This is a genomic window from Salipaludibacillus keqinensis, from assembly GCF_003226325.1.
Taxonomy (GTDB): domain Bacteria; phylum Bacillota; class Bacilli; order Bacillales; family Salisediminibacteriaceae; genus Salipaludibacillus; species Salipaludibacillus keqinensis.
Genome location: NZ_PDOD01000007.1, coordinates 1 through 24,678, shown reverse-complemented (window position 1 = coordinate 24,678; position 24,678 = coordinate 1). Strand labels below are relative to the sequence as shown.

General features: G+C 40.5%; 26 protein-coding genes and 1 rRNA gene. 2 read left to right on the top strand and 25 right to left on the bottom strand.

Annotated features, from left to right (window positions below; all coding sequences use genetic code 11):
- Window positions 1-55: 55 nt before the first annotated feature.
- The 15 genes from pth to metG form a co-directional block, all read right to left on the bottom strand.
- On the bottom strand, window positions 56-616 hold the full coding sequence (gene pth, locus CR194_RS19720) for an aminoacyl-tRNA hydrolase (RefSeq protein ID WP_110612361.1): 561 nt from the start codon (window positions 614-616) through the stop codon (window positions 56-58).
- Window positions 617-829: 213 nt separating this feature from the next.
- Window positions 830-1,495: a 50S ribosomal protein L25/general stress protein Ctc gene (locus CR194_RS19715; RefSeq protein ID WP_110612296.1), complete on the bottom strand. Its 666-nt coding sequence runs from the start codon at window positions 1,493-1,495 to the stop codon at window positions 830-832.
- Window positions 1,496-1,635: 140 nt separating this feature from the next.
- Entirely contained in the window at window positions 1,636-2,586 is a 951-nt protein-coding gene (locus CR194_RS19710; protein ID WP_110612294.1) for a ribose-phosphate diphosphokinase, read from the bottom strand.
- Window positions 2,587-2,630: 44 nt separating this feature from the next.
- Complete coding sequence (gene glmU, locus CR194_RS19705) at window positions 2,631-3,992, bottom strand: bifunctional UDP-N-acetylglucosamine diphosphorylase/glucosamine-1-phosphate N-acetyltransferase GlmU (RefSeq protein WP_110612293.1); 1,362 nt, start codon at window positions 3,990-3,992, stop codon at window positions 2,631-2,633.
- A 219-nt stretch (window positions 3,993-4,211) separates the two neighbouring features.
- Window positions 4,212-4,502 (bottom strand): septation regulator SpoVG, encoded by a 291-nt coding sequence (spoVG, locus tag CR194_RS19700; RefSeq protein WP_110612358.1) that lies wholly within the window; start codon window positions 4,500-4,502, stop codon window positions 4,212-4,214.
- A 320-nt stretch (window positions 4,503-4,822) separates the two neighbouring features.
- Complete coding sequence (gene purR / locus CR194_RS19695) at window positions 4,823-5,659, bottom strand: pur operon repressor (RefSeq protein WP_110612291.1); 837 nt, start codon at window positions 5,657-5,659, stop codon at window positions 4,823-4,825.
- Window positions 5,660-5,738: 79 nt separating this feature from the next.
- Complete coding sequence (gene ispE, locus CR194_RS19690) at window positions 5,739-6,599, bottom strand: 4-(cytidine 5'-diphospho)-2-C-methyl-D-erythritol kinase (protein ID WP_110612289.1); 861 nt, start codon at window positions 6,597-6,599, stop codon at window positions 5,739-5,741.
- Window positions 6,600-6,741: 142 nt separating this feature from the next.
- Window positions 6,742-6,912 carry a small, acid-soluble spore protein, alpha/beta type gene (locus CR194_RS19685; protein WP_110612287.1) on the bottom strand — a complete coding sequence of 57 codons (171 nt, stop codon included), beginning with the start codon at window positions 6,910-6,912 and terminating at the stop codon, window positions 6,742-6,744.
- A 179-nt stretch (window positions 6,913-7,091) separates the two neighbouring features.
- Complete coding sequence (locus tag CR194_RS19680; RefSeq protein WP_110612285.1) at window positions 7,092-7,349, bottom strand: Veg family protein; 258 nt, start codon at window positions 7,347-7,349, stop codon at window positions 7,092-7,094.
- A gap of 170 nt (window positions 7,350-7,519) precedes the next feature.
- A complete protein-coding gene (gene yabG, locus CR194_RS19675) occupies window positions 7,520-8,395 on the bottom strand; it encodes a sporulation peptidase YabG (protein WP_110612283.1) in 876 nt (291 codons plus the stop codon).
- Between the two features lie 49 nt (window positions 8,396-8,444).
- A complete protein-coding gene (gene rsmA / locus CR194_RS19670) occupies window positions 8,445-9,326 on the bottom strand; it encodes a 16S rRNA (adenine(1518)-N(6)/adenine(1519)-N(6))-dimethyltransferase RsmA (protein WP_110612281.1) in 882 nt (293 codons plus the stop codon).
- Window positions 9,323-9,901 carry a ribonuclease M5 gene (rnmV, locus tag CR194_RS19665; protein ID WP_110612279.1) on the bottom strand — a complete coding sequence of 193 codons (579 nt, stop codon included), beginning with the start codon at window positions 9,899-9,901 and terminating at the stop codon, window positions 9,323-9,325. Before rnmV ends, rsmA begins: the two co-directional genes overlap by 4 nt.
- Before the next feature lie 168 nt (window positions 9,902-10,069).
- Window positions 10,070-11,389, bottom strand: coding sequence for a G5 and 3D domain-containing protein (locus tag CR194_RS19660; RefSeq protein ID WP_110612278.1), 1,320 nt, complete (start codon window positions 11,387-11,389; stop codon window positions 10,070-10,072).
- Between the two features lie 219 nt (window positions 11,390-11,608).
- On the bottom strand, window positions 11,609-12,376 hold the full coding sequence (locus CR194_RS19655) for a TatD family hydrolase (protein ID WP_110612276.1): 768 nt from the start codon (window positions 12,374-12,376) through the stop codon (window positions 11,609-11,611).
- Window positions 12,377-12,450: 74 nt separating this feature from the next.
- The gene (gene metG / locus CR194_RS19650; RefSeq protein ID WP_110612274.1) at window positions 12,451-14,457 is read right to left on the bottom strand and encodes a methionine--tRNA ligase; all 2,007 of its coding nucleotides are present in this window, start codon (window positions 14,455-14,457) and stop codon (window positions 12,451-12,453) included.
- A gap of 903 nt (window positions 14,458-15,360) precedes the next feature.
- Here metG and CR194_RS19645 point away from each other — a divergent pair.
- On the top strand, window positions 15,361-15,648 hold the full coding sequence (locus tag CR194_RS19645) for an AbrB/MazE/SpoVT family DNA-binding domain-containing protein (RefSeq protein WP_110612272.1): 288 nt from the start codon (window positions 15,361-15,363) through the stop codon (window positions 15,646-15,648).
- A gap of 131 nt (window positions 15,649-15,779) precedes the next feature.
- Here CR194_RS19645 and rsmI read toward each other — a convergent pair whose 3' ends face one another.
- The 9 genes from rsmI to CR194_RS19600 form a co-directional block, all read right to left on the bottom strand.
- A complete protein-coding gene (rsmI, locus tag CR194_RS19640; RefSeq protein WP_110612270.1) occupies window positions 15,780-16,670 on the bottom strand; it encodes a 16S rRNA (cytidine(1402)-2'-O)-methyltransferase in 891 nt (296 codons plus the stop codon).
- A gap of 169 nt (window positions 16,671-16,839) precedes the next feature.
- On the bottom strand, window positions 16,840-17,577 hold the full coding sequence (locus tag CR194_RS19635; protein WP_110612268.1) for a tRNA1(Val) (adenine(37)-N6)-methyltransferase: 738 nt from the start codon (window positions 17,575-17,577) through the stop codon (window positions 16,840-16,842).
- Window positions 17,578-17,779: 202 nt separating this feature from the next.
- Entirely contained in the window at window positions 17,780-18,109 is a 330-nt protein-coding gene (gene yabA, locus CR194_RS19630; protein WP_110612356.1) for a DNA replication initiation control protein YabA, read from the bottom strand.
- 51 nt (window positions 18,110-18,160) lie between these two features.
- Complete coding sequence (locus tag CR194_RS19625; RefSeq protein ID WP_110612266.1) at window positions 18,161-18,988, bottom strand: PSP1 domain-containing protein; 828 nt, start codon at window positions 18,986-18,988, stop codon at window positions 18,161-18,163.
- 1 nt (window position 18,989) lies between these two features.
- The gene (gene holB / locus CR194_RS19620; protein ID WP_110612265.1) at window positions 18,990-19,979 is read right to left on the bottom strand and encodes a DNA polymerase III subunit delta'; all 990 of its coding nucleotides are present in this window, start codon (window positions 19,977-19,979) and stop codon (window positions 18,990-18,992) included.
- Window positions 19,980-20,048: 69 nt separating this feature from the next.
- Complete coding sequence (locus CR194_RS19615) at window positions 20,049-20,378, bottom strand: cyclic-di-AMP receptor (RefSeq protein WP_110612262.1); 330 nt, start codon at window positions 20,376-20,378, stop codon at window positions 20,049-20,051.
- Window positions 20,379-20,473: 95 nt separating this feature from the next.
- On the bottom strand, window positions 20,474-21,112 hold the full coding sequence (gene tmk / locus CR194_RS19610) for a dTMP kinase (protein WP_110612260.1): 639 nt from the start codon (window positions 21,110-21,112) through the stop codon (window positions 20,474-20,476).
- A 3-nt stretch (window positions 21,113-21,115) separates the two neighbouring features.
- The gene (locus CR194_RS19605; protein ID WP_110612258.1) at window positions 21,116-22,567 is read right to left on the bottom strand and encodes an aminotransferase class I/II-fold pyridoxal phosphate-dependent enzyme; all 1,452 of its coding nucleotides are present in this window, start codon (window positions 22,565-22,567) and stop codon (window positions 21,116-21,118) included.
- 260 nt (window positions 22,568-22,827) lie between these two features.
- On the bottom strand, window positions 22,828-23,055 hold the full coding sequence (locus tag CR194_RS19600) for a sigma factor G inhibitor Gin (protein WP_110612256.1): 228 nt from the start codon (window positions 23,053-23,055) through the stop codon (window positions 22,828-22,830).
- 152 nt (window positions 23,056-23,207) lie between these two features.
- On the opposite strand from CR194_RS19600, the gene CR194_RS19595 reads away from it, so the two are divergent.
- A complete protein-coding gene (locus CR194_RS19595; protein ID WP_110612254.1) occupies window positions 23,208-23,804 on the top strand; it encodes a hypothetical protein in 597 nt (198 codons plus the stop codon).
- Between the two features lie 750 nt (window positions 23,805-24,554).
- On the opposite strand, the gene rrf is transcribed toward CR194_RS19595, so the two are convergent.
- A 5S ribosomal RNA gene (gene rrf, locus CR194_RS19590) occupies window positions 24,555-24,671 on the bottom strand.
- Window positions 24,672-24,678: the final 7 nt, after the last annotated feature.

The window sequence follows — 24,678 nt, the reverse complement described above, 5'->3', positions numbered from 1 at the left end:
GAACAAGCTGTGGGTGAAGTATTCAAAGTCGTGATGACACATTAAACGACAGAAACTATTGATTAAAGTCATTCATCACTTTAAGAAAATCTTTTTCTGTCCATGCTAGAACAGCATTGGAAGCTTTATCTAAAGACTCGTCCACACGCTGACGATGTTCTGGCGGGAAGCTCCCTAAGACATAATCTGGAACAGCTATTCCAGGGTCTGGTCGTCCAATCCCTATACGAATGCGGTTAAACTGATCGGTTCCCAATTGCTGAATAATCGATCTCATTCCATTGTGCCCACCGTGACTGCCTTTTTGACGAAGTCGTATTTTGCCAGGAGGTAAGTCCAAATCATCATAAACGACCAGTAAATCTTCAGGATCCATTTTGAAATAATTCATAAGCGGAACAATCGATTCACCTGATAAGTTCATATAAGTGAGAGGCTTTAACAAGAATATTTTGTCTGCTCCAACTCTAGTAAATCCATAAGCACCTTTGAATTTGGCTTGGTCTAATTCGATATTAAGTTGTTGCTGACATTTGTCAATCACTTCAAACCCCACATTGTGCCTTGTTCTTTCATATTTTTTTCCTGGGTTACCTAAACCGACGACGAGCTTCATAGGTGCGTTCTCTCCTTCTGGTTGATCCGCCCTTCGTTGGAAAAGCTTTTTTATAATCGACATGGATCTCTCCCTGTTAAATCTGACATCTTCAATTATACTTGATATTCAATAGAAAGTTAACGCTTGATTGAAAAAGGTAAACGGATGAAAAATCGACAGAATTTAAAACCTTAAAGGGGTATAACCTGAATGGTTATACCCCTATTTTGCTTATTCGTCTTCTTTAGCTTTCTCTTCGTCTGAACCGCTCTTTTCAGCCTCTGCATCTGGATCCCCATCAACCAATTCAGGTTCTGCGTCTTCGTCAACTGCAGGCTCTTCCGGCTCTTCATCTGGAGGAACAATGGCAACAACTACTTCTTCAGGGTCGTTGTTAAACTCAAATTTCGCTCCACTTTTAAGATCTTTTACTTGTAGTGAATCATTAACATCTAGTTCTGATACATCTACCTCAATGGAGTCAGGTAGGTCTGCAGGTAGCGCACGAACAGAAAGTTCATAAACCGCTTGCTGTAGAACACCGCCGTCTTTTACTCCTACAGATTCTCCTGTCGTTTGTACCGGAACGTCTGCGTCCATTTCAGCTTTCATATCTGCTGCATAGAAGTCAACATGAACCACTTGGTTTTTAATCGAGTCATACTGCATATCATAAATCATCACGTCTGTTTTAGCACCATCTATATCAATCTTGAAAACGCCTGTTTTCCCTTCTTCACGAAGAGTTTTAATAAACGCAATTTCTTCAACTGCTATTGGCTTGTTACCAAATGCTTTTCCGTATACTACAGCGGGAATATTTCCTGCTGCTCTTATTTTAGATAATCTTGAACCTCTCAAATCTTCTCTCACTGCTGCTTGTAATACTGTAGCCATATCTAATCACCTCATCATTTTTTAGGTTCTTTCCTTGTTGTTCCCTACTAGACAGTGGTTGAAACCTGTTTTTTAAAAACAATTTTTTAACGATGGATCAGAGAAGTACTCGATAGCCTTGAAAGTGAATGTAAAGGGTCTTAATCAAATAAGCGGCTAACAGAACGTTCTTCATGGACGTGAACGATCGCTTTAGCTAACAACGGGCCTACAGAAAGCTGTGTAATATTATCAATCATTTTCTCTTCCGGAAGTGGGATCGAGTTCGTTACAACGAGTTCCTTGATTTTGGAATTTTTGATTCGTTCGATAGCTGGGCCTGATAGAACAGGGTGCGTGCTGCATGCATAAACTTCTTTTGCACCATTTTCAATCATAGCATTAGCGGCTAACGTCATTGTTCCAGCCGTATCAATGATATCATCAATAATGATCGCTGTTTTCCCTTCAATATTACCAATAATGTTCATTACTTCAGCAGTATTTGGCTTAGGACGGCGCTTGTCAATAATCGCGATTGGCGCTTTGAGACGGTCGGCCATTTTACGAGCTCGTACTACACCGCCGTGGTCAGGAGAAACAATAACGATGTCGCCTAGATCCTTTTGTTCGAAATAGTTAGCTAAGATCGGCACACCAACAAGTTGGTCAACTGGAATATCGAAGAACCCTTGAATCTGAGTGGCATGAAGGTCCAAGGTAATGACACGAGTAGCTCCGGCTGTTTCCAAAAGATTGGCAATCAACTTAGCAGTGATCGGTTCACGTGAACGGGCTTTTCGGTCTTGTCTGGCATATCCATAATAAGGAAGAACTACGTTGATGTTATTAGCTGAAGCGCGTTTCAATGCATCAATCATAATCAACAGTTCCATAATGTGTTCGTTGGCCGGGGAACAAGTAGATTGGATGATATAAATGTCACAACCACGAATGCTTTCCTCAATATTTATTTGGATCTCTCCATCACTAAATCTCGTTACGGAGCTTTGCCCGATTTCTAACCCAATTTCCTTTGCTATTTCATGGGCTAACTCTGGATTTGAGTTAAGTGTAAACACCTTTAAATTCTTATCGCTATACTGAGCCATCGTTATGAAAACCTCCATTAAAGTTTACTTTCTTCGATAAATGATCAAGCTTTGTTAATATAGTTCTCTTTTGTTGTCTGACGCTCGCGAGCGATGGCTAAGGAATCTTGAGGAACATTATCTGTTATCGTTGATCCTGCCGCAACATATGAGCCTTTACCAACCGTTACAGGTGCAATCAAATTGGAATTACAACCAATAAATGCGCCGTCTTCAACTTTAGTTAAAAATTTATTTTTTCCATCATAATTAACTGTGATCGAACCACAGCCCACATTGACCTTCTCACCAATTTCAGCATCGCCGAGATAACTTAAGTGAGATGCTTTGCTGCCTTCACCCATGGACATTTTCTTCAACTCTACAAAGTTACCTACTCGAACGTTGTCAGCCAGCTTCGTTTCAGGTCGAAGGTGTGAATACGGTCCAATAGAAACAGCATTTCCAACTTCACTAAAATGTACAACAGATTGTTTCACAGTTGTCTCATTCCCTATTTGACTGTCAAGAATTTCCGTATGAGGACCGATTTGACAACGCTCACCAATAGAGGTCGTGCCAGAAAGAATCGTACCTGGGTAAAGGATGGTATCTTTACCAATCGTCGTATCCGGTGAAATATACGTTTGATCAGGGTCAATAATGGAGACACCTTCACGCATCCACTGTTCGTTAATGCGCTTCTTCATCCATTTTTCAGCCTGAGATAGGGCTACACGGTCATTCACTCCCATCGTTTCATGGAAATATTCTGTTTGATAAGCAGAGACCGTTTCTCCATCTTTTTGCAAAATTTCAATAACATCAGGTAAATAGTATTCACCTTGCACATTATCATTTCCGATTCGTTTTAGTGTGTCAAAAAGAACTTCATTGTCAAAACAATATGTTCCTGTGTTAATTTCCTTCACTTGCTTTTCAATGTCCGTCGCATCCTTATGCTCAACAATCTTTTCGACCCTCTGTTGAGAGTTGCGAAGTACGCGTCCATATCCTGTAGGGTCTTCTGCATTAGCAGTTAATACAGTGGCTTTCGCATTGGTGGATTCATGATGTTCAAGAAGAGCATCCATTGTACTTTTCGTAAGTAATGGTGTATCTCCACATACGACCATGGTGATCCCTTGTTTATTTACAAGAGCTTGTTCAGCTTGCATCACAGCATGGGCAGTACCTAGCTGTTCTTCTTGAAGAGCATACTTTACTCGGTCACCAAGCTGATCTTTCACTTTTTCAGCTCCATGGCCGACAATGGTTACCATTTCATCGATCTGACATTGTTTAAGCTGATCTACGATGTGTTGAACCATCGGCTTTCCACAGACTGGATGAAGAACCTTATAAAGGTCAGATTTCATCCTCGTCCCTTTTCCTGCAGCTAATACAACTGCAAATCGCTTTTTCATTAGATAACCTCCAAGGCCTGTTTTTCCATTACGAATATATCTCATATTCACGTTTATTTCAAGACAGATAAAGAATTATTCCTAGCATATCTGTCATGCCTAAAGGAAGTAATGGAAGAAGTTAGTCCTTTTAATCTCGTATATATCGTTAGTTCTTTCACAACCATGACAAAACAAAAGCACCTACGAATGGCTGTAGGTGCCAGGTGCCGCTAGGAATTATGATGCTCCGGCTTCTTCATATGTTTCTTCTTTATCACCAACACGTTCATATTCTGCTAAAACAGCTTCTTGAATTTTTTCCCGTGTTTTTGAAGATATCGGATGAGCAATGTCCCTGAATTCCCCATCTGGTGTTCGTTTACTTGGCATTGCTACAAACATACCGTTATTGCCGTCGATGACCCGAATGTCATGAACAACAAATTCATCATCGATGGTAATAGATGCGATTGCAAGCATACGACCCTCCGTATTAACCCGGCGAAGTCTCACATCTGTTACTTCCATATCTGCCACCACCTTTTCCCCATGAAATTGTTTCCTTTTAATTGGATTCGCTACAACTTGGAATAATCCTTCTTTTTTGTTAAAAAAACCTCTAAAAAATGTCAGATCATTTTCAAAGCGTTTATTTTTGTTCATAGTGTGAGGATAGTCACTTGAACATGACGTTATACATAAAAAAAGAAGACCCTATTAAATCCTTTTCGTATTATGGAAGCCTTTGTGCTCAAAGTAGCTATTCTAAAAGGTCGATGCATAAAATCTAAGACCTATCTACCGCTTACGCACAAAAAAACACCGCTACCAGAGTGGCAGCGATGTTATTATTTCCGATCGCCAAATGAGCTATTGAAGATATTCCCTCGCTCAACTTGAATGGCTTTGTTCTTTACATCTACTTGAGAAAGCTTTGTTAATGACGTGTAGTCACTAACTAACTTCTCTTCTTCATGAACCGCTTCTGTTAGAACCCCAACTCCAGCCACCGTAGACTGAAATTCTTCCACTAGGTCCATCATTCCACGAATGGTCCCGCCCGCTTTCATAAAATCATCTACAATCAATACATGAGAGTGCGGTTTCAAACTTCGCCTCGCTAAAGACATGGTTTGGATTCGTTTCGTAGACCCAGATACATAATTAATACTCACAATGGACCCTTCAGTGATCCTCTGTTCATGTCTGACGATGCAAACAGGTACATGTAAATGAGCAGCAACTGCATAAGCTAACGGAATCCCTTTTGTGGCCATGGTCATAACCGCATCAATTTTCTCTGCGCGATAATAAGAAGCGAAGATCCTGCCTAATTGCTGGGTAAGAGACGGATCCCCTATAATATCCATCATAAATAAATAGCCACCAGGTAACAATCTGCTAGGGTCTTGAAGTTGAGTACACAAACGGTCAATGAGTTGTTCCGCTTCATCAAGATCTACCGTAGGTACGAACGTCACTCCGCCAGAAGCACCTGCAGAGGTCTCTAACGTTCCCAAACGCTTTGTTTCTAACACTTCTTTCACAATCCCGATATCTTCACTGATCGACGATTTAGCCGATTCATAACGGTCAGAAAAAAACGTTAGCGGGATGAGTTGATGTGGATGAGCTAATAAATATTGGGTCATATCCACTAAACGACCACTCCGCCGATATTTCATAAAATACCTCCATTAAATCCGAATAATATACAGGTAATATATCATTTTTATACGGATTTAACAAGAACGTCCTCGTGTACTATGAATGTCGATTTCCTAAAAGCCGAACGACAAAAACGTGATCCATAAAACCTTTCAAGCCATTATACAACCTATATGCCTTCGCTTCGCTTTTAGTCAGAGAGAAAACAGTCGGACCACTGCCGCTCATCACCGTACCTTCAGCCCCAAATTGGATAAGTCTTTCTTTAATATTACTTACCTCTGGCGCCAATTCAAATGTAGCCGGCTCCATAACGTTTTCAAGCCTTTGACAAATACCTTTGAAATTTTGGTTATCAATTGCTTCAATCATCCCTTTTGTATCAGGATGAGTCATCATTTGTAAATCAAGACGCTGATAAATATCCTTTGTTGACACACCTTGAGGAGGTTTTGCCAGCACAACCCAGCAAGGAGGTGGTGCTGGAAGAAAGGTCAACTTTTCTCCTCTTCCTCTTGCAACCGCAGTTCCACCATGCACACAAAATGGGACGTCGGATCCGATGCTCAAGCCAATCTCAGCTAGTTCATCTATGGAGATCCCTAACGACCACAGTTCATTTAAGCCTCTTAACACAGCAGCAGCATCAGTACTTCCTCCAGCTAACCCTGCAGACACAGGAATTTGCTTATCAATATATATTGACACACCCGTTTTAATATTAAACTGCTCTTTAAGAATCTTTGCAGCCTGATAAGCTAAGTTATTCTTATCACTCGGCACATGTCCGACGTTTATATCTATTTGAATGAGGTCTTCTTCTAAAAGAGTAAGTTGAATACGATCAGCTAAATCCACCGTGGTCATTATCATTTCCACATCATGGTATCCATCATCTCTTTTCCCGATCACATCAAGGGTTAAATTAATTTTTGCTGGTGCTTTTACAACTTTCATCCTGCCATCACCACTTCTTCCGTTCCAATCTATTTACGTTATTTTACCATTTGTTTTCAATCCATACTACCTTGATTTACTCCATATGAAAAGACCAGAGTCCATGACCCTGGTCCATTAATGCCGCAATGACCTTCGTTGTCTAGCTTTTCAGTCGTTCTTCCGCCAGTTCAATGGCACGTTTCACCATGTTTCCAGCGTCTCGTGACTTAATACCGCCCCAGCCTTCCTGTTTGACGGTATCATAAAAGCCGAGCTCTTTTGCCAGTTCTTCTTTAAACTGATCTGACATAACCCCTCGTCGTCTGCTCATCGGCAACCTCTCCTTTATAACCATTGCGACACTCTTAGCTTGCCCGAGAGTAGCAAAATTAGATTAGAAATAACTGGTCACCAAAGCTTTAGTTATAGAACAAAAAAAGACGATTACTCAAAAATAATCTAAGCTGATATGCTAAGTTAGATTATTTTTAAGTAACCGCCGTGATGATGTTATGCTTCTTCTGCCATTGGCTCTTCCGGCATGGTCAATTTCACCGTTTCTGTCAAAACGTCTGTGTAGCTATAAGAAAGTCTCTCTACGGAATGTTCATTCCGATCTAATTTCACTGTAAAAACAGCTGGATAAATTCCTTCAAGGAGTCCCGAACGTTCTATCATTTTCTTTCGTCCGCCGTTCGCTTGAACCGTTACTTTCTTTCCTACATTGGCTTCTAGAACTTTTTTGATTTCCAATAATGTTTTCGCCATCCACCACACCTCACTTAAAAAATAGTATAGCACAGATATGGACAAAAGTCAAAATAAACTAAAATTATAACAATGCTCATTATCCGTGTCAATACATTTTTCATTATTTTTCACATTCTTTAGCATGACCCATTTCTTGCTTTATTATGTGAAAGTTGTAGAGATTGGGGTTATTCTGTCGCCTGTTGTTTTTCGTAAAAAGGTGCACCACGTCTCAATGTTCCTATCGCTTCCAACCCGCCCAAACCTTTTTGACCTGATAACGTCGTTTTCAATATATCCCACATGCTGATCCTCTCTCTAAAAGGAGTCATGCTTACTTTCGAAACAACATAAACAGGATCAAGAGCATGAATATTTACTCGTTCAGGCGAACTGGCAAAGTTCGCTCCTGCTTTTAAAATTGACTGAAAGTGAGACTGACAAGCGCCAGCAAATATCATGAGATGATCCATATAAGGTACGACTTTCCTGGCTTCTCTCACAGCCTCTGCGAAATATTTTGAATTCCTGTATGCTTTCAAGTCTGATTCCGGCCCTCGTGATTTACTATATGCGTCATGACCCGTAATAACTAGTAAGTCGGGCCTGACCATTTCAATTAGGGAAGCTACTTGATCAGGCATTTCCTTCTCAGGCAAATACACGCCATAAACTGGAACTCCTAATCGATCATATACACTTGTACATTTCTTTAAATATAATGGATCGCCATCGAGGTGGAGAACCTTTCCAGGAACTTCAAAATAGGCGTTTTTTTTGGTGTATCCCGAGGTCATTTCATAATCTGTTTTTTCTCTAACCAATTTTCTATCCTGACGAAACAAATGATAGCAACTCTCTTCCTGTTGCTTCTGCTTCTTTTTCCGTAACTTGCGATCATCTTCTTTAATGACAATGAGATCGTCTAATGGCGCATCTGCCACAAGCCTTACTTCTTCTCCAAGAAGTTCCGCTTCATTCCCATGAACTCGATGCACTCGAAACAACACATCACAATCATAAGAAGCACGCCCCACGATTTGACCAACTTTGATCTCCGCCATACAAAAACGCCTCCTTCTAAGCTACATTATGCTAGAAAGAGGCCTGATGCTACTTATGATTCATTTCATTGTGAAATTCATTGCAAATACTTGCGAATTCTTCCATGGACAGAGCCTCAGCTCTCCGTTTTGGATCAATATCCATTGATAATAACTTAGCGGCAACTTGTGATTTATCCAATGTTTCCTCAAAAAACTTCGCCAGGTTATTGAGTAATGTTTTTCTTCTTTGAACAAATGACGCCTGAACTACCTGAAAGAAAAACTGTTCGCTTTTCACATTAACTGGAGGTGAGCTCCTTCTTGTCAGCCTTAAGATGGCTGAATCCACGTTCGGCTGAGGAACAAACACAGTTTTTGGGACAGTGAACACTGTTTCAGCTTCTGCGTAATATTGAGCGGCTATAGAAAGAGAGCCATATGCTTTTGACCCTGGGCCTGCTGCGATTCGTTCTGCCACTTCTTTTTGTAACATGACGACCATCACTCTGACCGGTAGTTTTTCTTCTAGTAATTTCATTAAAATGGGTGTTGTCACGTAATATGGAAGGTTAGCCACTACCGCCACATCTTGGCCAGGGCGGAAGAACGCCTCCATTTCTTTTTGTACATCTGCCTTTAACACATCTTGGTGAATCACTTTTACCGTAGGATAAGGTGACAAGGTATCTTTTAATATCGGAATCAGTCTTTGATCTATTTCAAACGCCAGCACCCTCTCCGCAATTTTTGCAGACTGCTCTGTTAAAGCGCCAATCCCTGGGCCGATTTCGATCACACCCGACTCTTCTGTTAGTCCCGCTGCCATCACAATCTTTGACAAGACGTTCGGGTCAATCAAAAAGTTCTGACCTAAGCTCTTCTTGAACGAAAAGCCAAATTTATCTAATATTTCCTTTGTTCGTTTCGGTGTTGCAATATCTTTAGTCATATTTGGCGTAACTCCTTTTCTACTTTGGCGGCCGCACGCTGAAACTCTTCTTTCGTCACACGGAATTGTTTCAGTCGTTTATAAAGTTGTTTACCATTAGTATAGCCAATATTCAGTTCGTCTCCTAAGCGCGCACGTCTGTTTCTGGCAAGATCCCCTGCAATGAAGCCTGCTTTAAGTAAGTCTTCTTTCATAATCTCTTCCTTACCTTCCTCCTCTTCTGAAAAGGAAGACTGTGCTGCCAATAAGGAAGCAAAGAGCTCTTCACTATTCGCATGTTCAATTCCAATTTTTTTCTTGCGGTGATCAATCGCTGCTTCTCGCCGTAAAAAAGCATGTTTGCAACCGGGAACTCTTTGGTCAATTTTTTTGCGTATTTTTTCACCTGGATAGTCCGGGTCTGTAAATACAATGACTCCTCGTCTGTCCAGTGCAAGACGAATTTTATTCAGTGTGCTATCAGAAATGGCTGACCCATTTGTTTCGATCGTATCACAGGCGAAAGAACGTTTGAGTGCATTCGTATCATTCTTACCTTCTACTACAATCATTTCGGTTATTTTATAGCGTTCCATTTATCTATCCTTTCTTTTCCATTCATTAAACCATCCCATTTTAGTCATAAACCTCAAATTAAAAAAACATCTTGTATATATTGAAACATTTCAAGTTGTTGGTTTGTCTAATATTATAGAGAAAAACAACAAAAAAGCACAGGGACAATCTCCCCTGTGCAATTTAAATTAGTCCAAAACCCTTATTTCAACGGACTTTCGTCCAAAGGATTGGACCTTGTCTTTATCAGGAATAAAAATATCAATTTTACGGCCTTTAATTGCCCCACCTGTATCTCCAGCAATATATGTGCCATGCCCCTTCACTTCCACTCGTGAACCGAGGGGGATAACACTTGGATCAACAGCAATCACTTTAGCATTAGGATTAGCACGTAAGTCTATCCCTGCCGCTGTCACTCCCGAACAGCCGTTGCAATAGGCTGTATAAGCAGTTGCCTTGAAAGTTTGCCACGATCCTCCTGAACTTGAGTTAGTCGAACTTGACGAATTGGAGGCATCACTTGTAGATGTGCTCGTGGACTTAGAAGAGTTAGCTGAACTTGACGAGTCGGAGGAGTTCGAAGTAGACGTACCTGTCGAGCTTGACGATGACGACGATCCCCTTGACACGGTTTCAGTAGGTGCTTTCGTTCCTACAGCAACAATCATGTCTTTACTCTCTTGAACAATTTCTTCTTTCAAGAGCTCTCGCGACACTTCTTCTCCATCTTCTAAAACGACTTCATAGTGTCTTTCAACTTTACCTTCTTTTCCTTGATTCTTTATTTTTTCAGACCCTTGTTTTAAGCTGGAATCTTTTTGAGTCACTGTGGCAAAATCCATTTTTTCTTCCACAACATCGGTGACCTTTTGCACGCGGATCACGCGAACTTCCGATCCCTCAAGGAGCTCTTCCTCTTCGGACGGTTCTACGCGATCCAGTTCATCTAACGTGACATTCTCTTTTTCTAAAAAGTCAGCGACCGTTGTCGAAGTGGTCCATAATGTTTCTTCTACACCGTCACTTTTAAGCGCAACCTGAAAAGCTGATTCAAAAGTCACGTTCATCTCAGCTGTTAAATCCGATTTTAGAGAAGGTTCGATGAAATCATGGTCATTTACTTCCACTTCAAGCTCTTCAAAGAGCTCTCTAACAGTGTCAACTGTCGTCCAAACACTTTGCTCTTCACCTTCAAAGTTTACGATTACTTCCTTAGCTTCCTTATAAACAATATTTAACGAATCAATGATTTCAGTATTTTGAGATGGTTCCACATAGTCGTGTTTTCCCATGTCAATTTCTTGTTCTTCCAACAACTCTCCAACAGTTGATGCGTGCGTAAATACAGATGTAATATCATCTTCCGCTTCCACAGTCACTTCAGCTTTTGTTACTTCGTAAATCGCAACCGCCAAAATACTCATCAATGTTAGGAGACCAACGCTGGATACGGCTAGCTTTCTCCACGAAAAATCCGTAGAAAGCTGCTTCATCCAATGGATCATGGTTGAATCCCTCCTTCATGAGACCGAATTATACTCCGCCCTTACCCCCTTGTCAACAAAATAATTAAGAACTATTTCCTAGTTATTATGAAACCCTATGATGTAAAAGAAAAGAAATATTTATCGACAGCGGGAGGTATGATTCAGAGGTATGATGTAGAAATTCGGACAAACTTAGAGGGTTGGACAGGATTCTTTTTGTTTCGCTATCAGTTCTTGTCAGCTAATTCCGAAAAGTTTTTTTGCATTGGTTGTCGTTTGGTTGGCTACTTCTTCATAGCTGATTCCCTTAAGTTCAGAAAGTTGTTCAGCCACTAGCTTCACGTAGGCTGGTTCATTGCGTTTGCCTCGATATGGGTGAGGGGCCAAGAAAGGCGCGTCGGTCTCAATCAATAACCTGTCTATCGGGATTTCTTTTGCCACTTCTTTTGGACGCTTGGCATTTTTAAATGTAACAGGCCCGCCAAAAGAGATATGAAAATTCATTTTCAAACACTCTTGCGCAATTTCCACACTTCCACCAAAGCAGTGCATGATCCCACCTATATCTTCTGCCTTTTCTTCTTTTAATATATCAACAATATCTTGATGTGCCTCTCTATCGTGGATAATAATCGGTAAATTGACTCGCTTAGCTAAATGAATTTGCTTTCGGAATGCCTCTTTTTGCACGTCTTTAGGTGATTTATCCCAGTGGTAATCAAGACCTGTTTCTCCGATAGCTACTACTTTTGGGTGAGCTGCCAATTCTTCGATCCATGCTAAGTATTCCTCTGTAAGGTCTATAGCATCAACAGGATGCCACCCCACAGCAGCATATAAAAAATCGTACTCTTCTATTAAAGATAGTGCTTTGTTTATTGTTTTTTCATCAAAGCCAACGACGACCATATTCTCTACGCCTACTTCTTTGGCTCGGGTTATTACTTCTTCCACGTCGTCTTCAAATTGATCAGCATTTAAGTGCACATGTGTATCAAACAACATGATCAGCATTCCTCCTTATATGAATTTAGAGAAACGCCCTTCCTACTATAAGGAAAAGGCGTTTCTCAAAGTTGTTACTTTACTTGGGAACCGTTTGGCAAATCTTTTGCCACAGTTGCTAAGGTCAGTTCTTTGTCATTTGATCCAGCTAAAATCATTCCTTGCGATAACTCTCCCCGCAGTTTAACTGGTTTCAAGTTTGTCACACAAATCACTTTTTTACCAACGAGTTCATCAGGCTGATAGTGCTTAGCTATCCCCGACACAACTTGACGTTTTTCATAACCTAAATCCAATTGGATCTTCAATAATTTGTCGGCTTTCTTTACTTTTTCTGCACTGATCACTTCAGCAACACGCAAATCAACTTTTGAGAAGTCGTCTATTGTAATCTCTTCCACTTCTGGAATGTCCATCTCTGTTTCTTTCTTTTGATCAAGATGATCTCCTTCAGTTGCAGGTGTCCCACCCATCATTTTCACAATTTCAGCGACTTCTTCATTTACGTCTAGGCGCGGAAAGACAGGTTCCCCTTTTTTCACAACCTTCGTCCCCCCAGGAATTTGTCCGAAGGTTTTTAGAGAGTCCCAAGAAGTCAGCTCTTGTTCTATGCCTAGTTGATTCCAGATTTTCGTTGGTGTTTCTGTCAAAAACGGCTGTAACATAATAGAAATTTGTCGAAGGGATTCTGAAAGATGGTGCATCACAGAACCTAATTGATCTTTTGCTTCTTCGTCTTTAGCCAAAATCCAAGGTTGTGTTTCATCAATATATTTGTTCGTCCGGCTTATCAACTGACCGATAGCCGTAAGTGCTACGGAAAATTCCATGTCTTCCATCGCTTTTTCCACTTTGTCTACAGTTGCTTCAACAAGTTCTACGAGAGTTTCATCGTAAGGTGTAGCATCCTTCTCATAGCTCGGAATATTTCCTTCAAAGTATTTGTTAATCATCGCTACTGTTCGGTTTAGTAAATTTCCTAAGTCATTAGCCAAGTCATAATTCACTCGATCGACGAAGCCTTCCGGTGTGAAAACACCATCAGAACCGAATGGCACTTCACGTAATAAATAGTAGCGTAAAGCATCTAAGCCATAACGGTCAATGAGAGGAACAGGATCGACGACATTGCCTTTTGATTTGGACATCTTTCCATCTTTCATTAACAGCCAGCCGTGACCGAAGACTTTTTTCGGCAAGGGCAAGTCCAACGCCATTAACATAATTGGCCAATAAATTGTATGGAATCGAATAATTTCTTTCCCAACAAGGTGAACGTCTGCTGGCCAGTACTTCTGATAATTGGTCTCATCTTCACTACCGTATCCTAGCGCAGTAATATAATTTGACAGGGCATCGATCCAAACATAAACGACATGCTTTGGATCTTTATTTACTTTCACACCCCAGTCAAAAGAAGTTCTTGAAACGGCAAGATCTTCAAGCCCCGGCTTAATGAAATTGTTTACCATTTCATTTTTACGGGATTCCGGTTGAATAAATTCAGGGTTGTCTTCATAAAACTTCAGAAGACGATCCGCATATTTGCCCATTCTGAAAAAATAAGATTCCTCACGCACTTTTTCAACAGGATGGCCACTATCTGGACTTTTGCCGCCAATGATGTTTCCTTCATTATCATATTCCTTGTCATCAAGTTGAGTGGCTGTGTAAAACGTTTCATCAGAAATAGAATACCAGCCTTCGTATTCACCAAGGTAAATATCGCCCTGCTCCAGCAGCTGATCAAAAATCTTCGCAACTACTTTTTTATGACGAATTTCAGTGGTACGAATAAAATCATCATAAGAAATATCGAGCTTCTTCCACAAATCCTGAATGCCTGTGACAATCTCATCCACAAACTGTTGAGGACTAACCCCTTTATCCATCGCCTTTTGTTCAATCTTTTGACCATGCTCATCTGTACCTGTTAGATACCTCACGTCAAATCCTCGAAGTCGTTTGTACCTTGCCATAGCATCTCCAGCAACGGTTGTGTAGGCATGACCGATGTGCAGTTTATCACTAGGATAATAAATCGGTGTCGTAATATAAAATGATTTCTTCTCTCTTGCCATTGTTTGGCCTCCTTAATACATCGTTAATCTTCAATCATCATACAAAAAAACTCCCGTCCTCAACATATGGGACGAGAGTTAACCTCACGTGGTACCACCCAGATTCGTTAACAATACCTGCGTGTATTGTTAACCTCTAAGACGCTGCCCAAATAAATCACAAATCGATGTTAGCAGCAACCTGTGTAACGTCCAGCTACGTGTTCCTCTTACTTCCATAAGGTGAAAGCTCGAAAAACAGTTCCTCTCAGGACCATATTCAAAAGGTCTGCTTATACCGGGTTTCAGCTAGACCGGCTCTCTGTTCATAAGCTTGGCTTTCTACTCATCCTATCATCGGAATCGATATATTCAATGTTAGATGATAACGACCATCTTCAACTCTAAAATATACATACTGACACCACTTATGTCAAGAAGGGAATGCTACCTAGAGGAGGAAGTGATCTATTCATCCCTTTATTATACAAAGTTCGATTGATTAATTAAAAGAAATATCTGTAATCTTGTTACATTATTACCCATTTAGGGTAATCTATACGTACACCCTGTTTCACATGTGTTAGATGATAGAAAATAAAGGAGGCGAGACGACGTTAATAAAATTCTTACCTTTCTTAATCTAGCAGGAGAAGATTTTGTCTAATTTTGTCGAATGGTAGGTTTTTGTCGAATAATCTTTATGTTGACACTAGTATATGGTTTGATTTACCATATTCCATTTAACGTCGTCATATCAGCATCCAACAAGTATTAACGTAATAACTTTGATTTTAATCATTTTTTTAATTGACTTCTTTTGGAAGACTTGGTATTCTGAGTTTAAGAGAAAATTGTCGAATATTGACGCTATTCATTCTGTCAAACTGACAAATAAATATAATTTTGAGAGGAGAACATATTATGAAATCTACTGGTATTGTTCGTAAGGTTGATGAATTAGGACGAGTGGTGATTCCAATTGAATTACGTCGCACATTGGATATCGCAGAAAAAGATGCTTTAGAAATTTATGTAGATGACGATCGCATCATTTTAAAGAAGTACAAGCCTAACATGACTTGTCAAATTACTGGCGAGGTATCTGATGATAACTTATCTATCGGAGGCGGCAAAATCATTTTGAGCCCAATGGGAGCAAAAGAAATTGTTAAAGAACTTGAAGATTATATTTCTAAGCAAGAAAAATAATCTTACTATCATTCAATAACCTAGTTCAGGTTCCATCCTGAACTAGGTTTTTTCTATTATTACCCGTCTGTCCATGCTTTTTTAAAATTAAAAACCGATTCCCTTTAATACTTACCAGGATCAATCGTTCCTTATTCGTTCACGTGAAAGGCTTGATAAACATCTCTTTTTGGCATTTTCCGTTCTTTAGCTACTTGTTTAATCGCTTCTTTAGAAGGTTGTCCTTTATCTATATAAGCTTTCACATGACCCTCTAATGTCAGTTCTTCCCACCAGTGCACATCTTCTAGAGCCAATCGTTCGTCTTCGCTTGCTCCTTCGACGATAAGAACGCATTCTCCCTTCACTCCTTGTTCATCTACCCAAGCATGAAGTTCATGAACCGTTCCTCTGAGAATCGTTTCATATTGCTTCGTTAACTCTCGGCAAAGAGCTGCCTGACGATTACCAAGCTCATCTTCCAATGCTTTTAACATCTCTTTCAATCGGTGAGGCGCTTCATAAAAAATTAAAGTAGATGGTGTTCCTCGCCACAGTTCCAATTGGTCACGGCGCTGTTTTTTATGCCGAGCCAGAAAACCGACAAAAGTAAAACTATCCGTAGATAACCCTGAAGTGACGAGTGCAGTAACGGCCGCGTTGGCACCTGGTAATGAGATCACAGTCAATCCTTCTTCTGTAAATCGCTTGACTAAATCCGCTCCAGGATCGGAAATCGCCGGCATGCCGGCATCACTCACTAACGCCACTGTTTCCCCTCGTTTCACCCTATTCACCAGTTCTTGTTCCCGTTCTTGTTTGTTATGCTCATGATAGCTAATCAAAGGTGTCTCAATCTCAAATACGTGACACAACTTCTTCGTATGTCGTGTATCCTCAGCTGCGATCACATCGGCTACTTTTAACGTTTCAACCGCACGAAAAGTTATATCTTGTAAATTCCCGATTGGAGTTGGCACGAGGTAAAGAGCTCCTCCTTGCAGTTCAGTTTGTTTCGGAAAACTTCGTTGTTCCTTGATCATGACTCTTTCCCCTCCATTATGTCCCTCACATTTGTTTTTGATCAAAAAGCATTCACTTTATTTCCAATTCTGTCTTTATGAATTTCCAGCCTATACTTGACGTCAGTTGTACATCCTGTGTACTAGGTAACCCCTCTTTATTGAGGTATTTACGGGAAAAATGGATGAACTAACTCTCATAGTGTTTCTTAAACTCCTTTATATAAGACTGATCATCATCATAAACGACCCAAGGAGGCAATGTTTTCAAACCTGGATTTCCTTCTCGAACAGCCTCTATCAGGACCATATTGGCCTCTTTATCCTTTTTCGGATGAACATACTGAATTCGCTTAGGTTCTAAACGAAATGCTTTCATCGCTGCGAAAATCTCAACGACTCGCTCTGGACGATGAACCATGGCTAGCTTGCCTTTTTGTTTGACTAATCTAGAGGCCACTCGGATGACATCTTCTAATGTACACGCTATTTCGTGGCGAGCTAGCGAGACATGGGTATTGATATTCTTCCCTTTTTCAGCTGTCACAGGAAAATAAGGAGGGTTGCACGTCACCACGTCATAACTTTCCCATTGTACTTTCCCGTCAAGCTCTAATAAATTTGCCTCTATCACACGCACCTGATCATCTATTTGATTCTCAACCATCGTTTTTACTGCAAGGTTGCTTAGTAAGGGCTGGATTTCTACCGCTTCGATCTTCGCTTTTGTTCGCAATGTCATCATGAGCGACACCGCACCATTTCCTGCACAAAGATCAATAATTTTTCCTTTCTCTGACGGGAGACGGACAAATTTCGCAAGGAGAACCGCATCCATTGAATAGGAGAATACATCATTACGTTGAAAAATCGTCCTTTTTCCTCCCGGCATATAGTCCAATCGCTCTTCTTTTATTTGACTGGTCATAGATGTTCTCCTTTGATGTGTATTCTTTGTTATTAAGGTGGAGATCAACTCTAGCTCACGAAATTTTCATTAGGGGGAGCCTAATTAAAAAAGCCGGGCTTTAGAAGATCTTTCAAGGTTAGTCCTTTAATCACGATTCAAATCTATCCTTTTTTATTTTGTAAAAAAGCCTTTCCGCAGAGCGGAAAGACTTCGCCGGTTCTCATTTTTTGTTTAAAAACGAAAGGCAAAACAGACAATCCCCTTCTTTACGAATGCTGCCATAATGTAAATTACAAATATGAAATCCTTCTTCGTAAAGTCGAGCAAGGTTATCATACCCTTCTCCAAAACCAGCCTGAATTCGATCTTGTACTTCTTCTCCATTTGAGGAGGAATCGTCTTGATTCGTTTGTTGTTCTGCTTCTCTTGTCATCCTGTCGCGTAAATGGTTATTTTCCATTTGCAAATGAGTGTTCTCTTCTAGCAGCAAAGCTAACTGATCCTTCAGCTCACCTAGTTCGTGATGAAGGCCACCGATTCGCTCTTCCATTTGACTCACGCGGGTAAAAATTTCATTTTTATTCACGATTCCCACACCTCATTATTTCGTGGTTTCCGTGGCGATCGCCCCTTGTTCGAGGAGTTCATCAAGAGTAAACTCAATCACCTGTGAAGATTCAAAAACCTCAATTTGAACGAGTCGCTCGAGCATATTTAAACCGACGACTTTCCCTCTTCCATAACTTGTCTCAATTTTTTGGTTTACGTCTGGCAATTCTTTTTTTGCTGACTCATACATATCATTTTCATATTTAAGACAGCACATTAAACGGCCGCACAAACCAGAAATTTTTGTTGGATTAAGAGATAAGTTTTGGTCCTTAGCCATTTTAATCGACACAGGCTCGAAATCCCCTAGGAACGTGGAGCAGCAAAGCATCCGACCGCATGGACCGATACCACCAAGCATTTTTGCTTCATCACGCACACCGATTTGTCTTAATTCAATTCTTGTGCGAAATACCGAAGCTAAATCTTTCACCAACTCACGGAAATCAATACGACCATCCGCAGTAAAATAAAACAGCACTTTATTTCGGTCAAACGTGTACTCAACGTCAACCAATTTCATCTCTAAATTGTGCTCAGAGATTTTAGCAAGACAAACATCGAACGCTTTCTGAGACTCTTTCTTATTCTCTTCAACGATCATCTTGTCTTTTTCAGTGGCCAAGCGGAGAACATTTTTCAGCGGTAATACCACGTCATTCTCGTCCACTTCTTTAGCTCCGATGACCACCTTGCCGAACTCCACCCCGCGGGCTGTTTCCACAATGACATAATCATCGAGCTTTATATCAAATTTATCCGGAGAAAAATAATATATTTTTCCGGCTTTTTTAAATCGAACACCTACAACTTGATGCACGTTATCCCTCCTGTAACCTGAGGAGCAGTTGCTCCATTAATAGCTGGGGAGCGGTATTTGCATCCAATCGACGCTTCGCATCCATCACCGCCTGGAGGTTATTCCCCAGCTTTCCTTGCGACAGCTTCAAAGCTTGATCTTGAAGCTTGTCCTCTTGATCTATATAAACAATTTGATCCGTTTGTTCAACCTGCATCCGAATCACATCTCTATACCACAGCATCAGTAAATCAATCCCTGTCTGGACTTCTTTTTTCTCCTTGAAAAAAGGTACCCACTCTTCCTGCAGCGTAATGAACGCGTATCTTGGACGCAAAGATAGATCGTCTATTAATTGTATCACTTTGTTTCTCGCTTGTGCAATCCAATCATCCTGGCAAAGTTGGAGAGCTTCTTCCAAATCAGAGGTCATTCTTGATACGACACGGGCATCCTTCTCCTGTATTCCTTGTTCAACTATTTTTTTAATTAGAAGATCTGCCGGCAGTGGGGAGAATGACAACGTTTGTGAGCGTGAAATGATCGTTTTTAATAGCCGTTGAACTTGCGTAGTTACTAGCACTGCAAGAGCCTCCCCTTCAGGCTCTTCTAAAAACTTCAAAAGACTGTTCGCTGCCGCATCGGTCATTTTCTCCGATTCTTCTACGATGTATACTTTCTTTTTTGATTCCACACCGCGTAGACTGAACTCTTTTTTTAACAGGCGAATTTGATCGACTTTGATTGATGCTCCGTCTGTTTCTATCATATGGACATCGGGATGATTACCCGAATCAATTCGTTTACATTCACTACAGCTATGACAAGGTTCAACACCCTGTTTATAATCACAGAAAAAGGATTGGGCTAAAAGCAAAGCTGCTTCTTTTTTTCCAGTACCCCGTCCGCCTTCAAAGACATATGCATGAGCGAGACGGTCTTTCGTAAGACTGTTCGTCAGCATTTTCGTAATTGTTGGTTGTGTCTGCGCTAATTGTTCCCATGTTCTCATCGGCGATACTCCTCAGCTATCAGTAAAATAAATACGTTTATCCACCGAAGCCTTTAACAAAGATTTTTATTAAAATTTCTCAAATTGTTCTACCGGAAGGATAAATACAGTAGCGCCTCCTACTTGCACTTCAACAGGATAGGGTACATACGAATCGGCATTACCACCCATAGGAGAGATTGGTGCCACAAGTTGCTCCCTAGATTGACAGTTCTCTTTTATGATTTCTAGAACTTGATCTACCTCTTTATCTTTTACACCAATCATAAATGTGGTATTTCCAGCTTTTAAAAAACCGCCTGTACTTGCCAATTTGGTGGCTTGAAACTCATTTTCCACTAACGCATCAGACAACCGGTTGCTATCTTTATCCTGGACAACTGCCATGATTAATTTCATTGCTTACTGGCCTCCTCGTGTGGAACCTTTTTATACGAAAATAAACTATGCTCAAATACGTTTATATATTGTATTATAACAAGAATAAAATGTTCTTACGTTGTTTTTTTCTTCATGACGACTCTAATTTCCTGCAACGTATTCTCTATTACTTGCTCTAACCTTTCAGACGCATTGATCGTATGAATCCGCTCAGGTTCTTTTTGCTGAAGATCGTGGTACGCCTTCCTAACTTGATGATGAAACGAAAGAGACTCCTGGTCTAGCCGGTTAAACTCACGTCCTTTGTGCTCAGCAATCCTTGAAAGCCCTTTTTCCGGCGCAATGTCAAAGTAAAGTGTCAAGCTAGGCATCATTCCTTCAGTGGCAAACAAATTCAATTGCAGGACTTCATCTACCCCAATGCCACGAGCTACCCCTTGATAGACGAGACTACTGTCAATAAATCGGTCACACAAGACGATCCCTCCTTGGTTTAGTTGAGGGATAACTGTCTCTATTAAATGCTGCCTTCTCGCAGCTGCATAAAGCAGTGCCTCTGTCCGTATGTCCATTTCTGTGTGAGCAGGATCTAGAATAATCTCTCTCACTTTTTCGGCGATCACACTGCCACCAGGCTCTCTCGTGGCTATCACAGATAGCCCTTCTTGTTCTAACTGTTCTTTAACACGATGAAGTACCGTTGTTTTGCCGGCTCCTTCCCCACCTTCAAATGTTATAAATAAACCACTCACATGTCATTCTCCTCTATCTCTAAATATCGTCATTCCCTGCTCAATCCAACCTCTCCCCGTTTGAAAAGAGGCTTCTGTTTCAATTAATTGAGTTAGCTTAATTAATTGATCTTCTCTAATTCTTTCCCCTTTTACTATCAGAGGAATACCTGGTGGATATGGAGTAATCGTTTCTGCTGCAATCTCTCCTTCACTTTGTTTCCAAGGAATAACCTTTGTTTCCAACTCGTGACTATCTGACATGGATAGCGCCAATTCTGAAACAGGGGATGCTAATTCAACGCCTTCCCTAAATCCCTGACCGACTTCTTGTTCATTTAAAGTAAGAATTTCGCTAAGCATAGCAATAATAGGTTCTTTATCTATCCCAATTTTAGTGAAAGGAAGAGTTAATAACAAGTGCTGAGGCGACGCAAGCTCAGGAAAAGCAAACCGTTGTTCAAGACGTTGTTTCCACTTATAGGCAGCCTGTTTATGCTCTGTAACGAATACCCATTTTAAAGGGTCTTGAACATAATTCCCTATTTTTTGATTCGCTTGTCTCCAACCCGGGCCTTTTTTCAATTGACCTTTTAACGCTGAGATATCTTCCGTCAAGCGTGTCCAATCCTGTTCCATGAAAGAAGCAAGATAAGCTCTTGCTACATCTAAAGACGCCATTAATGGGTAAGAAGGACTGCTCGACTGGAGCATTCGCAAGAAAGTCTTAAGTTTCTCTTCATTCACCTGGTGAGTATTAATATGTATAAACGAAGCCATTGTCATGGCAGGTAGAGTCTTATGAGCGGACTGGACGACCAAATCAGCTCCAGCCATCAAAGCACTTTGTGGCCACGACGCTTCCTCATGTATGAAATGAGCACCATGAGCCTCATCAACACATACGACCATACCTGATGCATGTGCGACCCTCACATGTTGATTTAACAGCTGACCATAGCCTTCATAAGTCGGATTTGTTAAAAAGACAGCTTTTGCCTCTGGAAATTGATGGAGTCCCAACTTTAGAGTACTCAATGGAACACCTAAAGCTAAGCCCGTTTCTTCGTCCTTTTCCGGTTTAAGAAATACTGGCCGTAACCCGGCTAACTCCAATCCATGAAAAATAGATTGATGTGAATTCCTTTGAACGAGGACAACATCTCCCCGGTCTGCTACGGTCATCAACATAGCTAAATTTCCAACAGTAGATCCTCCAACTAAGAAGTGAGTAGACTTTGTTTGATAAAGTTCAGCAGTGAGTTGCTGGGCTTCATGGATCACTCCATTCGCGTCATGCAGGTCATCTAAACCTGCAATCTCCGTTTGGTCTATCGATAATATTTGTTCAAAAACAGGTTTTGCTTTGCTGAAAAAAACATTCCCGTTCTTATGCCCTGGTACGTGAAAAGACCATGGGGATGTTTGCTGATGTTCTGTCAACTTTGAAAAAAGTGGTGTGCGACTTTGATTCATAGTGATCCAACTTTCATATCATTAAGTACTTCACTCATTATAACGAAAAATAGAGGGATTTTCCTTATTAATAAGTGTACCCTAAAATAAGCGTCGATGACTTGTTACTTTATCTTGTTATGAGGAAAATCAACGCTTCGTTTCCGCGGACGGATTCGGGTACCCTCTTCAAGCAAGTGAGTGCTTCTTCTATCCAAAATATACTCCTGAGTTTCCAAATAAGCTTCCTATCAATCTCTTATCAATAAAAAAAAGAAGGTTCAACGGGGAACCTCCTCATCAATCCGTTCACATAGTTCATTTCTTACTTTTTTTAGACGGTCTATATAGATAGCGTAACGACGTTCTCCAACTTCCGCCTGAACTATATTTCTCTCACACTCGTCACAAATAAATGCTCCAGCCAAATGAATTCCTTTATCTTTTGGAGCAGAACAAATCAAGCAATCTTTTGATCGAATAATATTTTCATTTAATAGTTGTTTCATAATATCTTCAGCACCTCCCTTAACAGTATAGCCCGACGATGAATACTTTAATCCTTGCAATCGATGAAAACTGGTGCTTTACTATATGCAGAGCATTTCGTCCTTGTTCTCAGCAAATACCACCACATTTCGAGATTAGAAAGGGGTTACTCATGAAACTTGTTGTTCTGATGCTTTTACTTCTATATACATTCTTTATTGCTCCTGGCGCCGGAAGCCAAGAAGACCTCTTGTTTCAACAACTAGTTACCGGTCAATTTAACGAAGTTGATCCTCTCGTAGTCACGGTGTTTTCCATGCTAGGGGTCTATCCAATCATCTTTGCTATGCTGCTCATTCCAAAAGATCACTATCGCTGGGCTGCTTGGCCTTTTGTACTATTCTCATTTGTCCTCGGTGCATTCAGCTTATTGACTTATTTTATTTTTCGAAAAAACAAAACTTATGATAAACCACGGGGACCAAAATTACTCCATAAATCATTGGTCCATCCCATTTCAGTTAGTATTGTCCTCATCATCGCCGTTTCTTTATATGTAAACGGATCTGGTGGAAGCCTCACAGCATATCAGCAGGCTTTTATGAGCTCTCACCTTGTAAGTGTTATGACGATCGACCTTTTCGTTCTCATCTGGCTTTCTTATGACGTCTTAAAGAATGAATGGAATCTTCGTTTCTCTTGGCTGGCCTTTATTCCGGCTATTGGACCATTAGTATTATTATTAAAGCACAAGAACCTTCAACAATAACGTCTAAACCACTTTTTATAAAGTATAAAAATAAAAGCTTTTACCTATCTTATCCAGTCCAGGGGTAAGATAGGAATTTCTTAAAAGAACCGTTTGAGGTTTGATAGTATCCTTAAATTAGGTAAGAGAGTCATGACGCCCCCAGCCATATTGTCCCTTTCAAAATCAGTTCTTACCCGACTAATTAGAAAGAGGACAACTTCTCAACTTGCAAACCCTATTATCCCCACCTGCCATTGGGAATACGATAAAATTCCCGCAATCAAAACCATGGTACTTGAGCTACATACTAGATTACGAGGCGAGAGAAAGCATTTCTAACGTATAGGACCCAACTTACTTTGCTTTTGCCGAAAACTAACATTGTTTCACTGGAGAAAATTGAATCATTTGCATGAGAATTGTTACATTAGTAACGGCTCCCTACAAAATTATTTTACCCTCAGCATCGAATCATAGTTTTGCATAGTCGGAAGAGGAATACTATCAGACTAGGGATGAAATATAATTAAATGTAAGTTCAGAACTCACTAAATTGGTCAAAGATTTTTACAAGTGGACAAGAGAAGATTTATAGTTTCAAAAGGTGCAGGCTTATCTACCATCCATTTGCCAATAATTTTGGGGCGTTTTTAAAAAGCATTATATGCGTTTGCTCCATAAAAAGAAAATTAGAGATTTCACCTGGACTCAATATCCGAATGGGACACAAAAAAGAGGTACTCTCGAATGAGAATACCTCTTTTGATTGCCCAGCGACGTCCTACTTTCACAGGGGGAGATCCCCCAACTATCATCGGCGCTGGAGAGCTTAACTTCCGTGTTCGGCATGGGAACGGGTGTGACCTCTCCGCGATCGTCACTGGACATATGA

Bases quoted from the DNA above. Each gene is read 5' to 3' on its own strand.
- pth (WP_110612361.1), bottom strand. From the start codon at position 616: ATGAAGCTCGTCGTCGGTTTAGGTAACCCAGGAAAAAAATATGAAAGA.
- CR194_RS19715 (WP_110612296.1), bottom strand. From the start codon at position 1,495: ATGGCTACAGTATTACAAGCAGCAGTGAGAGAAGATTTGAGAGGTTCA.
- CR194_RS19710 (WP_110612294.1), bottom strand. From the start codon at position 2,586: ATGGCTCAGTATAGCGATAAGAATTTAAAGGTGTTTACACTTAACTCA.
- glmU (WP_110612293.1), bottom strand. From the start codon at position 3,992: ATGAAAAAGCGATTTGCAGTTGTATTAGCTGCAGGAAAAGGGACGAGG.
- spoVG (WP_110612358.1), bottom strand. From the start codon at position 4,502: ATGGAAGTAACAGATGTGAGACTTCGCCGGGTTAATACGGAGGGTCGT.
- purR (WP_110612291.1), bottom strand. From the start codon at position 5,659: ATGAAATATCGGCGGAGTGGTCGTTTAGTGGATATGACCCAATATTTA.
- ispE (WP_110612289.1), bottom strand. From the start codon at position 6,599: ATGAAAGTTGTAAAAGCACCAGCAAAAATTAATTTAACCCTTGATGTG.
- CR194_RS19685 (WP_110612287.1), bottom strand. From the start codon at position 6,912: ATGAGCAGACGACGAGGGGTTATGTCAGATCAGTTTAAAGAAGAACTG.
- CR194_RS19680 (WP_110612285.1), bottom strand. From the start codon at position 7,349: ATGGCGAAAACATTATTGGAAATCAAAAAAGTTCTAGAAGCCAATGTA.
- yabG (WP_110612283.1), bottom strand. From the start codon at position 8,395: ATGGCGGAGATCAAAGTTGGTCAAATCGTGGGGCGTGCTTCTTATGAT.
- rsmA (WP_110612281.1), bottom strand. From the start codon at position 9,326: ATGACTAAAGATATTGCAACACCGAAACGAACAAAGGAAATATTAGAT.
- rnmV (WP_110612279.1), bottom strand. From the start codon at position 9,901: ATGGAACGCTATAAAATAACCGAAATGATTGTAGTAGAAGGTAAGAAT.
- CR194_RS19660 (WP_110612278.1), bottom strand. From the start codon at position 11,389: ATGATCCATTGGATGAAGCAGCTTTCTACGGATTTTTCGTGGAGAAAG.
- CR194_RS19655 (WP_110612276.1), bottom strand. From the start codon at position 12,376: ATGTTGTTTGATACACATGTGCACTTAAATGCTGATCAATTTGAAGAC.
- metG (WP_110612274.1), bottom strand. From the start codon at position 14,457: ATGGCAAGAGAGAAGAAATCATTTTATATTACGACACCGATTTATTAT.
- CR194_RS19645 (WP_110612272.1), top strand. From the start codon at position 15,361: ATGAAATCTACTGGTATTGTTCGTAAGGTTGATGAATTAGGACGAGTG.
- rsmI (WP_110612270.1), bottom strand. From the start codon at position 16,670: ATGATCAAGGAACAACGAAGTTTTCCGAAACAAACTGAACTGCAAGGA.
- CR194_RS19635 (WP_110612268.1), bottom strand. From the start codon at position 17,577: ATGACCAGTCAAATAAAAGAAGAGCGATTGGACTATATGCCGGGAGGA.
- yabA (WP_110612356.1), bottom strand. From the start codon at position 18,109: ATGGAAGAGCGAATCGGTGGCCTTCATCACGAACTAGGTGAGCTGAAG.
- holB (WP_110612265.1), bottom strand. From the start codon at position 19,979: ATGAGAACATGGGAACAATTAGCGCAGACACAACCAACAATTACGAAA.
- CR194_RS19615 (WP_110612262.1), bottom strand. From the start codon at position 20,378: ATGAAATTAATCATGGCAGTTGTCCAGGATAAAGATAGCAACCGGTTG.
- CR194_RS19605 (WP_110612258.1), bottom strand. From the start codon at position 22,567: ATGAATCAAAGTCGCACACCACTTTTTTCAAAGTTGACAGAACATCAG.
- CR194_RS19600 (WP_110612256.1), bottom strand. From the start codon at position 23,055: ATGAAACAACTATTAAATGAAAATATTATTCGATCAAAAGATTGCTTG.
- CR194_RS19595 (WP_110612254.1), top strand. From the start codon at position 23,208: ATGAAACTTGTTGTTCTGATGCTTTTACTTCTATATACATTCTTTATT.